12 protein-coding genes are annotated in these 14,079 nt (G+C 31.6%); 11 read left to right on the plus strand and 1 reads right to left on the minus strand.

Annotated elements, in window-relative coordinates:
- The first annotated feature begins 4 nt into the window (after window positions 1–4).
- From WG945_RS15635 to WG945_RS15680, 10 genes are all read left to right on the plus strand, one after another.
- Window positions 5–1,087 (plus strand): esterase-like activity of phytase family protein, encoded by a 1,083-nt coding sequence (locus WG945_RS15635; RefSeq protein ID WP_068450145.1) that lies wholly within the window; start codon window positions 5–7, stop codon window positions 1,085–1,087.
- 34 nt (window positions 1,088–1,121) lie between these two features.
- Window positions 1,122–1,643: a DUF6913 domain-containing protein gene (locus WG945_RS15640; RefSeq protein WP_068450147.1), complete on the plus strand. Its 522-nt coding sequence runs from the start codon at window positions 1,122–1,124 to the stop codon at window positions 1,641–1,643.
- 99 nt (window positions 1,644–1,742) lie between these two features.
- Window positions 1,743–2,621 carry a 4-hydroxy-tetrahydrodipicolinate synthase gene (gene dapA / locus WG945_RS15645; RefSeq protein WP_068450149.1) on the plus strand — a complete coding sequence of 293 codons (879 nt, stop codon included), beginning with the start codon at window positions 1,743–1,745 and terminating at the stop codon, window positions 2,619–2,621.
- A gap of 5 nt (window positions 2,622–2,626) precedes the next feature.
- On the plus strand, window positions 2,627–3,139 hold the full coding sequence (locus WG945_RS15650) for a ferritin (RefSeq protein ID WP_068450151.1): 513 nt from the start codon (window positions 2,627–2,629) through the stop codon (window positions 3,137–3,139).
- A 239-nt stretch (window positions 3,140–3,378) separates the two neighbouring features.
- Window positions 3,379–4,239 (plus strand): outer membrane protein assembly factor BamD, encoded by an 861-nt coding sequence (locus tag WG945_RS15655; protein WP_068450153.1) that lies wholly within the window; start codon window positions 3,379–3,381, stop codon window positions 4,237–4,239.
- Window positions 4,240–4,248: 9 nt separating this feature from the next.
- The gene (locus tag WG945_RS15660) at window positions 4,249–4,569 is read left to right on the plus strand and encodes a DNA-directed RNA polymerase subunit omega (protein WP_068450155.1); all 321 of its coding nucleotides are present in this window, start codon (window positions 4,249–4,251) and stop codon (window positions 4,567–4,569) included.
- Window positions 4,569–5,780, plus strand: coding sequence for a bifunctional phosphopantothenoylcysteine decarboxylase/phosphopantothenate--cysteine ligase CoaBC (gene coaBC, locus WG945_RS15665; RefSeq protein ID WP_068450157.1), 1,212 nt, complete (start codon window positions 4,569–4,571; stop codon window positions 5,778–5,780). The genes WG945_RS15660 and coaBC overlap by 1 nt, the downstream gene beginning before the upstream one ends.
- Window positions 5,781–5,863: 83 nt before the next feature.
- Window positions 5,864–6,754 (plus strand): DUF4835 family protein, encoded by an 891-nt coding sequence (locus WG945_RS15670; RefSeq protein WP_068450159.1) that lies wholly within the window; start codon window positions 5,864–5,866, stop codon window positions 6,752–6,754.
- A gap of 72 nt (window positions 6,755–6,826) precedes the next feature.
- A complete protein-coding gene (gene recN, locus WG945_RS15675; RefSeq protein WP_068450161.1) occupies window positions 6,827–8,479 on the plus strand; it encodes a DNA repair protein RecN in 1,653 nt (550 codons plus the stop codon).
- 87 nt (window positions 8,480–8,566) lie between these two features.
- A complete protein-coding gene (locus WG945_RS15680; protein WP_068450163.1) occupies window positions 8,567–9,373 on the plus strand; it encodes an enoyl-ACP reductase FabI in 807 nt (268 codons plus the stop codon).
- Between the two features lie 244 nt (window positions 9,374–9,617).
- Here the strand turns inward: WG945_RS15680 and WG945_RS15685 are convergent, their stop codons facing one another.
- Window positions 9,618–11,936, minus strand: a complete 2,319-nt coding sequence (locus tag WG945_RS15685; protein WP_157603643.1) for a DUF1566 domain-containing protein — start codon at window positions 11,934–11,936, stop codon at window positions 9,618–9,620.
- 727 nt (window positions 11,937–12,663) lie between these two features.
- Between WG945_RS15685 and leuC the strand changes: the two genes are divergently transcribed.
- A complete protein-coding gene (gene leuC, locus WG945_RS15690) occupies window positions 12,664–14,070 on the plus strand; it encodes a 3-isopropylmalate dehydratase large subunit (RefSeq protein ID WP_068450166.1) in 1,407 nt (468 codons plus the stop codon).
- The last annotated feature ends 9 nt before the right edge of the window (window positions 14,071–14,079 follow it).

The raw sequence follows: 14,079 nt of genomic DNA on the forward strand, positions 1-14,079 counted from the left end.
TTCCATGAGAAAGCTCTTTTTACTAATTGTCATATTCAGTTTTTTGTTGTCTTGTACAAGTGAAAAAAAAACAAAACTTAATTTTTTAGACGAATTTGTTTTAGCAGATTCAATATCATTTCAAAACACAATTATTGGTGGTTTGTCTGGTGTAGATTATGCAAACGGAGCTTATTATTTTGTGGTGGATGATGCAAGAAATCCTCGGTTTGTAAAAGCAGAAATTAAGATCAATAAAAATAAAATTGATGCTGTAGATTTTAAAAATGTAGTTTTATTAAATGACAGTACAACTGCTTTTTATAAAGAAAATGCCTTAGATTTAGAATCGATATTTGTAGATGAAACTACAGATGAGGTTCATTTTGTAAGTGAAGGATCTATTTATAAAGATAAAAGTCCGACTATTTTTAAAACAGATATAAACGGAAAGTTTATAGAAGCCTACGAACTGCCTAAAAGTTTAAGTGAAAATAAAAATATAAAACACAATGCTGTTTTTGAAGGTTCTTCTAAAAGTATTGATGGCAAAGGATTTTGGGTTGCCATGGAAGGACCTTTAAAAACGGATGGAGAAGATCCTACTTTTACAAAAAAGTCATCACCAATTAGAATTACTTATTTTGATAAAATATCTAAAAAACCAATAAAACAGTTTGCATATCAATTAGAACATATTACAAAACCATCCAAAGGAGATATCAATTTAAATGGACTTACTTCAATTTTAGAATACAAAGAAAATCACTTTTTTATTATTGAAAGAACGTACCAAAGTGGTTATGGATCTCATGGGAATATTGTAAGAATTTTTGACGCTGTTATTAAGGAAGAAACTACCAATGTTTTAAATATGGATTCTTTAAAAGAAGCAGCTTTTATTCCGCTTGAAAAGCGCTTGTTATTAAATTTTGAAGAAGTTGATAGTAAATTAACGGATAGTATTATAGATAATATAGAGGGGATTACATTTGGTCCTAAATTAGTCAACGGAAATCAATCTTTACTATTGGTTGCTGATGATAATTTTCAGGTGTATGGTAGACAATTAAATCAATTTATTTTATTCGAAATTACACAAGAATAATTTCTGTTTTTATCAAGTTAACGTTATTTAAGTAATGAATTTTTTGAAGTTAAAAGAAGCTAGAATCAAAAAAAAGTTTGATAAAAACATCAAGCAAGTGTCAGAACACAGAATTGTTTATCAAAAGGAAATTAAATCTGTAGGTATTTTAACAACAGAAATTATTTCTTCGAAGATAGATTTGCAAGCAAAAATAGAAACAGTTCTTGGAGTTAGAAATGTTAAGATCTATAGTTTTAAGAAAAAGGATAAAATAAAAGATACTTCCTTTAAATATTTTACACAAAAAGATATCAATTGGAGTGGCGTGTATATTGAACCTAGTTTTAAAAGTTTTTTAGACGAACCTTTCGATTTATTAATAGGTTATTTTAAGGAAGCTAATTTGTATTTAGAAAATGCTGTTTTGCAGTCTAATGCCACATTTAAAGCAGGTTTTTCTGAAGTTAACTCTAAATTGTACGAATTAGAAATTTCTGAAAACACAGAACAAGTAGAAGCATTTTTATTAGAGCTAAAAAAATACCTTCAAATTCTTAAAAAACTAAAAAATTAAACTTTAATAATAAAGTTGTTTATTCTTGGTAAGAATTGTCTTTTTAGTGATGAAGTTCAGCATTAAATTGTAATTTTACGCCTTATAAAATACATAATAATGCAGAAATTTATTGGAACTGGAGTTGCGTTGATAACACCTTTTAAAGAAGATTTAAGTGTAGATTTTGATGCACTTGTACAATTGGTGAATTTTAACATCGAGAACGGAACAGATTATTTAGTAATTAATGGTACAACAGCAGAAAGTGCAACCATTACTAAAGAAGAAAAACAAGAAATAATTAATGTTATTATTAAGACAAACAATAAACGTTTGCCGTTAGTTTTAGGAGTTGGAGGTAATAATACTGCTTTAGTTATAGAAGAATTACAAACAAGAGATTTTACAGGAATAGATGGTATTCTATCTGTTGCACCTTATTATAGTAAGCCCACGCAAGAAGGTTTTTATCAGCATTTTAAAGCCATTGCACAAGCTACAGATTTACCTATTATTTTATACAACGTTCCTGGTAGAACGGCAAAAAATATGGAGCCAGCAACTACTATACGTTTGGCAAATGATTTTGCAAATGTTGTGGCTGTTAAAGAAGCAGGAAATAACCAACAACAGTATTATACATTGTTAAAAGACAAACCAGCAGATTTTTTAATTATTTCTGGTGATGATGATATGGCTTTAGGAGTTGCTTTAGCGGGTGGTTCTGGAGTGATTTCTGTAATAGGACAAGCTTTTCCTAAAGAGTTTTCTACCATGATAAACCATGGTTTACAAGGAAATAATATAGAAGGTTATGCCATTCATTATAAAATGATGGATATTATTGATTATATTTTTGAAGAAAATAATCCTGCAGGTATAAAAACAGTTTTAGAAGAGTTAGGTATCTGTAAAAAAGACGTTCGTTTACCTTTAGTGCATACAAGTGCAGAACTTCAATCTAAAATTGCTAAATTTGTAGCGAACTTTAAATAGAAATTATGTTATCACCAATTATTGAAAAAGCATTAAACGAACAGATAAGAGTAGAGGCACAGTCTTCCCAAATATATTTGTCAATGGCTTCTTGGGCAGAAGTTTTAGGTTTTGAAGGCGTTGCACAGTTTATGTACGCACATTCAGACGAAGAAAGAATGCACATGTTAAAGTTGGTGAAGTTTGTAAATGAACGTGGTGGACATGCAAAAGTATCTGCATTAGATGCACCTCCGGTAGAATTTGGTGCATTTAAAGAAATGTTTCAAGAATTATTTAACCATGAAGTACATGTGTCTGCTTGTATTAATGATTTAATTGATATTTGTTTACAAGAAAAAGATTATGCAACTCACAATTTCTTACAATGGTACGTTTCTGAGCAAATTGAAGAAGAAGCATTGGCAAGAAATATCTTAGATAAAATAAAGTTAATTGGTGATGATAAAGGTGGTTTTTATCTGTTTGATAACGATATTAAGCAATTAATTACTGCAGTGCCACCTGTGCAACAATAATATTAACAAACTTTTAGTAACAACTAATCGCTTTTTTTGCGTCTTTTGTGTCGTTATTATATGACATAATTTATTGTCAAAAAAAGCGTTTTAGTTTTATATATTATTCTTAATACTTATTATTAAGAGTTTTCATTAAAACAGTTATCCTAAAGTTGTTTTTAGGAGCTAAAAGGGAAGAATTATTCGAGAAAAAATAAATTCTTTTATTATCCATATTTAATCACTAATTTTGCACGATGCAAAAAATTAAAAATTTAGCGTGTTTATTGATGTTCTCACTTGTATTATTTTCATGTGGTGAATATCAAAAAGTATTAAACAAAGGTACTACAGAAGAGCAGTATAAAATGGCTGTGAAATTGTACGAAAGTAATAAGTTTAGTAAAGCTTTACGTTTGTTTGAGAAAATTACACCAACCTATAGAGGGAAACCACAAATGGAACGTATCCAGTTTATGGTAGCGCAATCTAATTTTAACGAGAAAAATTACAGCATGTCTGGTTATTATTTTGATCGTTTTGCAAAAAATTACCCTAAAAGTTCTAAGCTAGAAGAAGCAGCTTTTTTATCAGCTTATAGCTATAAATTGGCTTCTCCACGTTTTAGTTTAGATCCAAAGGAAACAAATAAGGCGCTGGATGCTTTTCAAGGTTTTATAAATACATACCCAGATTCAGATAAGATTGAAGAAGCGAATCTACATTATAAAGAATTAAGATATAAGCTTCAGAAAAAATATTTCGAAATTGCTAAGACGTACTATAGAACAGCAGAGTATGATTTAAGAAACTATAAAGCAGCAATACAAGCTTTTGATAATTTATTAGCAGACTATTTAGGTTCTGAGTTTAAAGAAGAAGCATTGTATTATAGGTTAAAAGCAGCACATGATTTTGTTTTAAAAAGTTATGACAGAAGAAAACTTGAACGTATAAAGGATGCTATTGATGCATACGATAAATTAAAAAGAAATTACCCAGAATCTCAGTTTATGGAAGATTCAAACAAAATGTTAGCAACCTTACAAAATGAACAAGTAAGAATTGATGCATTGATTGCAAAACAAGTTGAAGTTCAAAATTCAAAAAAGAAATAATAATTAATTATGGATTATAAAGACACAAAGGCACCTTTAAGTACTATTACTTATAATAAGAATGAAATAGAAGCTCCTACACAAAATATTTATGAAGCTATTTCTATTATTGCCAAAAGAGCAAATCAAATCAACGGAGATTTAAAGAAAGAATTGGTTGATAAATTAGAAGAGTTTGCTACTTATAACGATAGTTTAGAAGAAGTTTTTGAAAATAAAGAGCAAATAGAAGTTTCTAAATTTTACGAAAGATTACCAAAACCAACTGCTATGGCTGTTGAAGAGTGGTTAAACGGAAAAGTATATTTTAGAACTCCAGAAGCAGAATAATGTCTGTTTTAAGTGGTAAAAAAATTCTGTTAGGAATTACTGCTGGAATTGCGGCATACAAAACGGCTAGTTTAGTTCGTTTATTTATAAAATTAGGCGCAGAGGTCAAAGTTATTATGACTCCTGCGTCTAAAGATTTTATAACACCTCTTACACTTTCCACGCTTTCTAAGAATCCTGTTCATTCTACGTTTTACGACAAAGAAGATGCAGAAAATGAAATGTGGAATAATCATGTAGATTTGGGGCTTTGGGCAGATTATATGGTAGTTGCTCCTGCAACTGCAAATACCATGTCTAAAATGACAAATGGTACTTGCGATAATTTATTATTGGCAGTCTATTTATCGGCAAAATGTCCTATTTATTTTGCCCCTGCAATGGATTTGGATATGTACATCCATCCATCAACCAAAGAAAGTTTACAGAAATTAAAATCTTTTGGAAACACAATTATACCTGCAACTTCTGGTGAGTTGGCAAGTGGTTTAGTTGGTGAAGGTAGAATGGCAGAGCCAGAAGATATTGTGTCATTTATAGAAAATGATATTCTATCAAAATTACCTTTAAAAGGAAAAAAACTGTTATTAACTGCAGGACCAACTTATGAAGCTATAGATCCTGTTCGTTTTATAGGCAATCATTCTTCAGGTAAAATGGGGTTTGCAATTGCAGAAGCAGCAGCTAATTTAGGTGCAGAGGTTTTTTTAATTTCTGGTCCAAGTCATCAAAAAATACAACATTCTCTAGTACATAGAGTAAATGTTATTTCTGCTGATGAAATGTACAACGCAGCCCACAAATATTTTAAAGAAGTAGATATTGCTATTCTTGCAGCTGCGGTTGCAGACTATAGACCCAAAAATGTAGCAACTCAGAAAATAAAAAAGACAACTTCTGCGTTAGAGATTGAGTTAGAACCAACAAAAGATATTTTAGCATCTTTAGGTGAAATTAAAGAAAATCAATTTTTAGTAGGTTTTGCTTTAGAAACTAATAATGAGTTAGAAAATGCAAAAGGAAAATTAAAGCGTAAGAATTTAGATGCTATTATTTTAAATTCTTTACAAGATAAAGGCGCTGGTTTTGCAACAGACACAAATAAAATTACTATTATTGATAAAGATTTGACTGAGAAATCATTCGAATTAAAATCTAAAGTGGAAGTTGCCAAAGATATTATCAATGAAATTGTAAAAAATATTTCTTAATATTTTTTGTCTCCTCGAGCGCAGTCGAGAGGTTTTGGTTTAGGTCTCGACTGCGCTCGACCAGACAGTGAAAAACAAAATAAATGCGTAAACTTATATTCTTTTTTCTGTTATTATTTTCAGTTTCTGTACTAAAAGCGCAAGAATTGAATTGCTTGGTTACTGTAAACTACAACCAGGTACAAGGTTCAAATACCCAAGTTTTTAAAACATTAGAAAAATCTTTGTCAGAGTTTGTTAATCAAACAAAATGGACTAATAATGAAGTAAAGCCAGAAGAAAGAATAGATTGTGCTTTTACAATTATAATAACCTCTAGAGATGCAAATAATTTTAATGCAACTTTGCAAGTTCAATCTACAAGACCTGTTTTTGGGTCTACGTATGCAACACCTGTATTAAACTTAAAAGACAACGATTTTAATTTTAAATACAATGAGTTCGATCCTTTAATTTATAATAAAAACGCTTACGATAGTAATTTAGTTTCTACCATTGTTTTTTACGCAAATATTGTTTTAGGGGCAGATGGTGACACTTTTAAAAGAAATGGAGGAGAAGCATCTTTTAAAGAAGCAGAGAATGTAATGTTGCAAGCCCAACAAAGCGGAATAGCATCATGGCAAAATGTAGTAGGAAAACAAAATCGTTTTTTATTGATTGATAGTTTTTTATCCCCTAAACTCTCTGCATATAGAACTGCTAGTTACACCTATCATAGAAGAGGGTTAGATGAGTTTTCTTTAAACAATGGTATTGCTAAACAAAATATGGAAGAGGCTGTAATTTCTTTAGAAAGCATCTATAACAGAACTGTTGGTAATTATTTAATCCGTGTATTTTTTGATGCTAAAGCAGATGAAATTGTAAACATGTATTCTGATAATAGTACTTCTAGAAATAAAAATAGATTGCTTGAAATAGTGAAAAAAATATCTCCGAATAACAATTCTAAGTGGAAAGATATTAAGTAAAAACATTCCTTCTAATTATTGTTTAAACTTGATACAATTTTCCTTAATTTTATCTTCTAAAATTCAGAAAATTTGTTAACACAACTTTCAATTAATAACTACGCATTAATCAATCACTTATCTATTGATTTTTCTTCAGGTTTGTCTATTATTACAGGTGAAACTGGAGCAGGTAAATCGATACTTTTAGGTGCATTAGGTTTAGTTTTAGGTAACCGAGCAGATTTATCTTCATTAAAAGATACGTCAACCAAATGTATAGTAGAAGCTAAGGTTGCGCTTTCTAGCTATAATTTAGAAGAATTTTTTAAAGAAGTTGATTTAGATTACGAAGCAGAAACAATTATTAGAAGAGAGATTTTACCCTCTGGTAAATCGAGAGCTTTTGTAAATGATACGCCTGTTACGCTGTCTGTTTTAAATCAATTAAGAACTAAATTAATAGATGTGCATTCTCAGCATCAGACAATGCAATTGTCTGATAATAGCTTTCAGTTTACTATTTTAGATGCATTGGCAAAAAATACAGCCAAAATAGCATCTTACAAACGTGGTTTTTCTCAGTTATCTAAATTAAAAAAAGAGTTAGCTGTTTTAGAAGCAGAACAAAAAGAAGCAAATAAACAATACGATTACAACTTGCATCTTTTTAAAGAATTAGAAGAAGCTAAGGTTAAAGTAGATGAACAAGAAGATTTAGAAGAAAGGTTAGAGAAATTAAATAATATAGAAGATATTAAAGATAATTTGTCTGAAGCTTTAAGTATTACGGTAAATGATGAAATCGGAATTCAGAATTTACTAAATACTTTAGAAAATAGATTGTCTAAGATTGCTCCTTTTTCTAAAGAATACCAAGATTTATCAGAAAGGGTAACTTCTGTAAAGATTGAAATTGATGATATTGTTTCTGAGTTAGAAGATGCAAATGAAAATGTAGATTTTAATCCTAATGAAGCAGAAGAGATTAACGACAGGTTACAATTACTATATAATTTACAGAAGAAACATACGGTAGGTAATAACGTAGAATTGATTCAGATTTTTGAAGCACTTTCAGACAAAGTAGCTCAGGTAGAATCTGCAGATGAAGTTATTAACGAAAAACAAAAAGAAATAAACGATGTTTCTGAAAAGTTAGATAAAGTTGCCGATTTAATTTCTAAAGCTAGAAAAAATTCTATACCTAAATTAACTAAAGAATTACAAGCTTTATTAACAGATTTAGGGATGGAGAACGCTCGTTTTTCTATCAAAATTAAAGCTACTAAAAACTATTTCTCAAACGGAAAAGACGAATTAGAATTCCTTTTTTCTGCAAATAAAGGAGGTAGTTTTGGTGAACTTAAAAAAGTGGCTTCTGGTGGAGAATTGTCAAGAATTATGCTTTCTGTAAAAACAATTTTATCAGAAAACACACAGTTACCAACCATTATTTTTGATGAAATTGATACTGGAGTTTCTGGTGAAGTTTCTAACAAAATAGCTGCTATTATGCAACAAATGAGTAAGAATATGCAAGTAATTGCTATTACACACTTACCACAAATTGCAGCAAAGGGAAGCAACCACTACAAAGTATATAAAGAAGAAGTTAAGGGAGTTACTACTACCAATTTAAAACAATTATCTACAGAAGAACGTATTGTAGAAATTGCAGAAATGCTAAGTGGTAAAGATATTTCAGACTCTGCACTTACACACGCAAAAGAATTATTGAATTAGTTTATATAAAACTTAAAAAGTTAGAAGGTCATTTCTAAAGAAGCTTATGAGCTATTTAGAAATTTCATAAAAGAAATATTTAGTAGCATGTACAACTTATTAAAAGGAAAAAAAGGAATTATTTTTGGTGCTTTAAATGAAAACTCTATTGCTTGGAAAACGGCACAAAGAGCTTATGAAGAAGGTGCTGAGTTTGTGTTAACCAATGCGCCAGCTTCCATAAGAATGGGGGAGTTAGATGTTTTGGCAAAGAACACAAATTCTCAAATTATCCCTGCAGATGCAACTTCAATCGAAGATTTAGAAAACTTAATAGAAAAATCTATGGAGATTCTAGGTGGTAAAATTGACTTTGTTTTGCACTCCATCGGTATGTCTGTAAATGTTAGAAAAAAGAAAGCATATACAGATCCAAATTATGATTTTACTCAGAAAGGGTGGGATGTTTCTGCAGTTTCTTTTCATAAAGTTTTAAATGTTTTATATCATAAAAAAGCAATGAATGAGTGGGGTTCTATCGTTGCCTTAACTTATATGGCGGCACAAAGAGTGTTTCCAGATTACAATGATATGGCAGATAATAAAGCCTATTTAGAGTCTATTGCACGTAGTTTTGGGTATTATTTTGGTAGAGATTTTAAAGTGAGGGTAAACACCATTTCTCAGTCTCCAACACCAACTACGGCCGGAAACGGTGTAAAAGGTTTCGACGGATTTATCAATTTTTCAGAAAAAATGAGCCCTTTAGGAAATGCATCTGCGGCAGATTGTGCAGATTATACCATTTCGTTATTTTCGGATTTAACAAAGAAAGTAACGTTGCAAAACTTATTTCATGATGGTGGATTTTCTAACATGGGCGTTAGTGATGCCGTTATGGACAAATTTGAGTAAACATACTGTCAATCTAAATGTACTCTAGATTGACAGTATATAAAGTGTTTTTATTTGAAGCTATTTCCTGCTTTCCGCACTCGCTTTTTTTAGTTTGTTCTCGATACAAATTTTTCATTCTTCAAAATTCACTCAATCCCAAACTAAAAAAGAGCTCAAACAACTGCTACAATCAGGGCTAAACTTGTTTGCCAATACACAGAAAAACTTAGTGTTAAATAGTCCTTTTTTTAAGCGAATCGTTTTATCGATTTCCTCTTTTGGTCATTTCTTCTTCAGTGATAAAACCATCTCCGTTTTTATCTCTTTGATCAAAATTTTCTTTCAATTTTCCCTTAACTTCAGACTTACTTAATTTTTTATCTTTATTCGCATCCATTTTGGTTAACAATTCAGAAAAAGATGGAGGCGTATTATTGCTGTTATTATTCTTTTTAGTGGGTTGCTGCTTGTTTTGTGTAGTTACTTTTTTGTCTTGTGGCGTCTTAATTTTTGTGTTTATTTTAGTTGTAGGTGTTATGTCTCTAACGGCTCTTACATAATTATAAACATATCTCACATCACCTTGAGGACCAAAATATTCAGGATAATTTTCTTTAACACCACTCTTAGGATCGCTTCTTTGTGCACCTGCACCGTGTACATCCATGATTTCATTTCTCATTTTTCCTTGAGATGCTCCAAAGGCAATGTACACTGCACTTGCATTGGGGTTTTTACCATCTAAATGAGTGGTACTTGTCCAAAAATAAGGATATTGTTTTTTACCGTTCGGGTCTTTAATTTCTGTAGTTTCAAAAATAGGATCAATAGCCGGCGAATTGGTGGTTTGTATAGAACGCGTATAATCTACAATACTCTGTAACTCTTTAGCGTTTGGTAATCTCCAATCTGAATGAGATGCCAATTCTAAATTCTCTGCATAAGACAAGGATGTTTCCCAGTTTTTACCTGTTCCATCATTGGCTTTTTGCCACATTAAACCCGTTGCATAATCACTAACGGTACCGTCGCCATTGTCTATAAAATTATTTTTTCCATAATCGGTATTACCACGGACCAAACGAAAATACATTTTGTTTTCATTACCCGTTCTAGGTTGATTTTTCGGATACCCTTTTATTCTACCGTCCACAAAATTAACACCAAATATAGTTTCATTATTTTTCATGGTGCGTCCAACATATTCGGTAGAAGACCAAGTTTGTGCATAAATTTCTCGTTCGTTATTCTGAGTGTTTCCTAAAGGTTGTTTAAAATAATTGGTATCTATAAATAATTCTATTGCCGTGGCTCCTTTTACTTTTCCTGTAAACAGAATCAATGAATACAATTCTTTAAGGGTAGGCACTCTCCAATCATTATAACCACCTAATTTAGAATTTTTTGCTTTTAAAAGTGCTTCTTTAAGCGTCATTTTGGTTCCCATATCTTGTTCCCAAATTAAACCTGTAACGGTATCTGTTATAGTACCATCTCTGTTGTTGATGTATGAAGGCTGATTGCCGTTATAGTTGGCATCTTGTCCATAAAAAGAAGCTCCTTTTGTAGGTGTAGTAATTTCTGCACTGTCAGAATAAGAATCTTTTATGCCTGTGTCTACTATTGGGTAGCTAACTTTTAAATTAGAAGTCTGGTTTACAGTGCTGTTTTCTGTGTAAGGTAAAACCATCAAGTCTTTTCCGTAAAGTACGTTGCCCGAATAGTTTTCACGTATGGCTGCAGTTGTAGCTTCTTCATCTACATCTGTAAAGTTAAAATGGGTTAAGACTAAATCTTTAACGTTCGCTTCTTTTGCCATTTGTGAGCTTTCAGACAAGTTAACGTGTGCGTGTTCTTTTGTACTATTGGTTTTACGGTTTCTGTTGTTGTTACTTTTACCCGTTTTTCTTTTTGAACCTAAGGCAATGGCGCCACCAGAATCCATAATTAAATAATCAGCATTTTTTGCTAAAATAGGTAAGGTTTTCGAGTAGGTTAAATCGCCAGAAATTACAATAGATTCGTTACCAACATCAAAACGATAGGCAAGTGTAGCAATTGCATGGTTTACAGGTGTGTAAGTAATTTTAATGTCTCCAATACTAAAAGAGTCATTTCCTGATAAGTTTTTAGCGGTGTAATTTGCAGTAGCATCACTTAGAGTTCTTCCAGATTTCGATAATCGATACGCAATATCCTCTTCGTAACTTTCTAAAATATTATCAATGATTAAAGTGGTTTGTTTAGGACCTGCAATAATGGTTTTGTTTCGTCCAAGAAGCGATTGTATAAAAATGGGAGCAAACTCTTCGTTATGGTCTAAATGATGATGTGTAAAAAGTAAGCCATCTAAGTCTTTAATTTTTGTATTTATCTTGTTTAGATTGGCTTGGGTTCCATTTCCCATATCTACCAAAATCTGTGTGTTTTTGTAGCTAATTAAAACCGAAGGACCAGAGCGTTCTGTATTAAATTTTGGAGAACCAGAACCAATAATTGTTGCCGTTAAATGGTTGTTATGCTCTTGTGCGAATAGTTGTATTCCTATAAAAAATAGTAGGAAAGCGAATTGTTTTTTCATTTTTATACCTTTTGCTTCTTTGACACGTACTTTTCTTAATGGTTTAATTGAAAGTAATAAAAACAGAAATATTTAAAATGGTTAGGAGTTTTTGGAGTTATCTGTAAATGACAATTGGTTTTATTGTACATATAGTTTGTCATTCCGAATGAGGCACGAGGAGGAATCTCATTATAAGATTTCTCGTCACTCCTTCGTCTTTCTGTCGAAATGACAATTGGTTTTATTGTACATATAGTTTGTCATTCCGAATGAGGCACGAGGAGGAATCTCATTATAAGGTTTCTCGTCATTCCTTTGTCGTTCTGTCGAAATGACAATTGATTTTATTTTACATGTAGCTTGTCATACCGAATGAGGAACGAGGAGGAATCTCATTATAAGATTTCTCATCATTCCTTCGTCATTCTGTTGAAGTGAGAATGATTTCTATTTTACGTTTAGCTTGTCATACCGAATGAGGAACGAATAGGGATTATTTTAAGATTTTAATAAACATTTTAGCACTTTTATACAATTAAAATTAAAGAATTATCATAAAAAATGAATACCCTATAAAATAAATAGACATCGTATTTTTAAATAGGTTAATGATCTGTTTATCAATGTTATAATGATTGGTTTAACAGTTGGGTATAATGTTCAGAAATATTTAAAAGAGCTTAAAACAGAATATATTCTTATTTTTGGTAGCTGATTATCATTTAAATAATTAAAGAACAAACAAATGGCAAATACATTATTTGACAAAGTATGGGATTCACACGTTGTTCGTCAAGTTAAAGACGGACCAGATGTGTTTTTTATAGATCGTCATTTTATCCACGAAGTTACAAGTCCCGTAGCTTTCTTAGGTTTAGAAAGTAGAGGAAACAGTGTTGTATATCCTGCGCGTACATTCGCAACAGCAGATCACAATACACCAACAATAAATCAACATTTACCTGTAGCAGATCCTTTATCTGCAAATCAGTTAGATGCTTTAGAAAGAAATGCAAAAAAGCATGGTATTTCTCACTGGGGTTTAGGAGATCTTAATAACGGAATTGTACACGTTGTAGGTCCGGAAAACGGAATTACATTACCTGGTGCAACGATTGTTTGTGGAGATTCTCATACCTCTACGCATGGTGCTTTTGGTGCTATTGCTTTTGGTATTGGTACTTCTGAGGTAGAAATGGTATTGTCTACACAATGTATTATGCAACAAAAACCTAAAGCGATGCGTATTAACGTAAACGGAAAATTAGGTTTGGGTGTAACCCCTAAAGATGTTGCTTTATACATTATTTCTAAGCAAACAACTTCTGGAGCAACTGGATATTTTGTTGAGTATGCAGGAGATGTTTTTGAAGATATGTCTATGGAAGGTCGTATGACTGTGTGTAACTTATCTATTGAGATGGGAGCACGTGGAGGTATGATTGCTCCAGATGCAAAAACGTTCGAATATTTAAAAGGTCGTGCTCAAACTCCTAAGGGAGCAGATTGGGATAAGGCAATGAAATATTGGGAGACTCTTTATACAGAAGAAGGAGCAGAATTTGATGTAGAATTTAATTATGATGCAGCAGATATTGAGCCAATGATTACTTACGGAACAAACCCAGGAATGGGAATGGGCGTAACAAAATCGATTCCTACTGCAGAAAGTTTAGAAGGTGGAGTAGATACTTACAAAAAATCATTAGGTTATATGTCTTTTAACGAAGGTGATTCTATGATTGGTAAAGAAATAGATTTTGTGTTTTTAGGTTCTTGTACAAACGGACGTATAGAAGATTTTAGAGGTTTTTGTTCTATTGTAAAAGGCAGACAAAAAGCTCCTAATGTTACGGCTTGGTTAGTACCAGGTTCTCATAAAGTAGTAGATCAAATAAAAGCAGAAGGTTTAGATAAAATTATTACAGACGCAGGTTTTGTATTAAGAGAACCAGGATGTTCGGCTTGTTTGGCAATGAATGACGATAAAATTCCATCAGGAAAATTATCAGTTTCAACATCAAACAGAAACTTCGAAGGAAGACAAGGACCAGGGTCTAGAACCTTATTAGCATCGCCCTTAGTGGCTGCAGCATCTGCAGTTAGTGGTGTTGTTACAGATCCAAGAACAATTTTAAACGCTAACGCTTAATAAAGAAAA

It is taken from the genome of Polaribacter atrinae (assembly GCF_038023995.1).
Classification (GTDB): domain Bacteria; phylum Bacteroidota; class Bacteroidia; order Flavobacteriales; family Flavobacteriaceae; genus Polaribacter; species Polaribacter atrinae.

Bases quoted from the DNA above. Each gene is read 5' to 3' on its own strand.
- WG945_RS15635 (WP_068450145.1), top strand. From the start codon at position 5: ATGAGAAAGCTCTTTTTACTAATTGTCATATTCAGTTTTTTGTTGTCT.
- WG945_RS15640 (WP_068450147.1), top strand. From the start codon at position 1,122: ATGAATTTTTTGAAGTTAAAAGAAGCTAGAATCAAAAAAAAGTTTGAT.
- dapA (WP_068450149.1), top strand. From the start codon at position 1,743: ATGCAGAAATTTATTGGAACTGGAGTTGCGTTGATAACACCTTTTAAA.
- WG945_RS15650 (WP_068450151.1), top strand. From the start codon at position 2,627: ATGTTATCACCAATTATTGAAAAAGCATTAAACGAACAGATAAGAGTA.
- WG945_RS15655 (WP_068450153.1), top strand. From the start codon at position 3,379: ATGCAAAAAATTAAAAATTTAGCGTGTTTATTGATGTTCTCACTTGTA.
- WG945_RS15660 (WP_068450155.1), top strand. From the start codon at position 4,249: ATGGATTATAAAGACACAAAGGCACCTTTAAGTACTATTACTTATAAT.
- coaBC (WP_068450157.1), top strand. From the start codon at position 4,569: ATGTCTGTTTTAAGTGGTAAAAAAATTCTGTTAGGAATTACTGCTGGA.
- WG945_RS15670 (WP_068450159.1), top strand. From the start codon at position 5,864: ATGCGTAAACTTATATTCTTTTTTCTGTTATTATTTTCAGTTTCTGTA.
- WG945_RS15680 (WP_068450163.1), top strand. From the start codon at position 8,567: ATGTACAACTTATTAAAAGGAAAAAAAGGAATTATTTTTGGTGCTTTA.
- WG945_RS15685 (WP_157603643.1), bottom strand. From the start codon at position 11,936: ATGAAAAAACAATTCGCTTTCCTACTATTTTTTATAGGAATACAACTA.
- leuC (WP_068450166.1), top strand. From the start codon at position 12,664: ATGGCAAATACATTATTTGACAAAGTATGGGATTCACACGTTGTTCGT.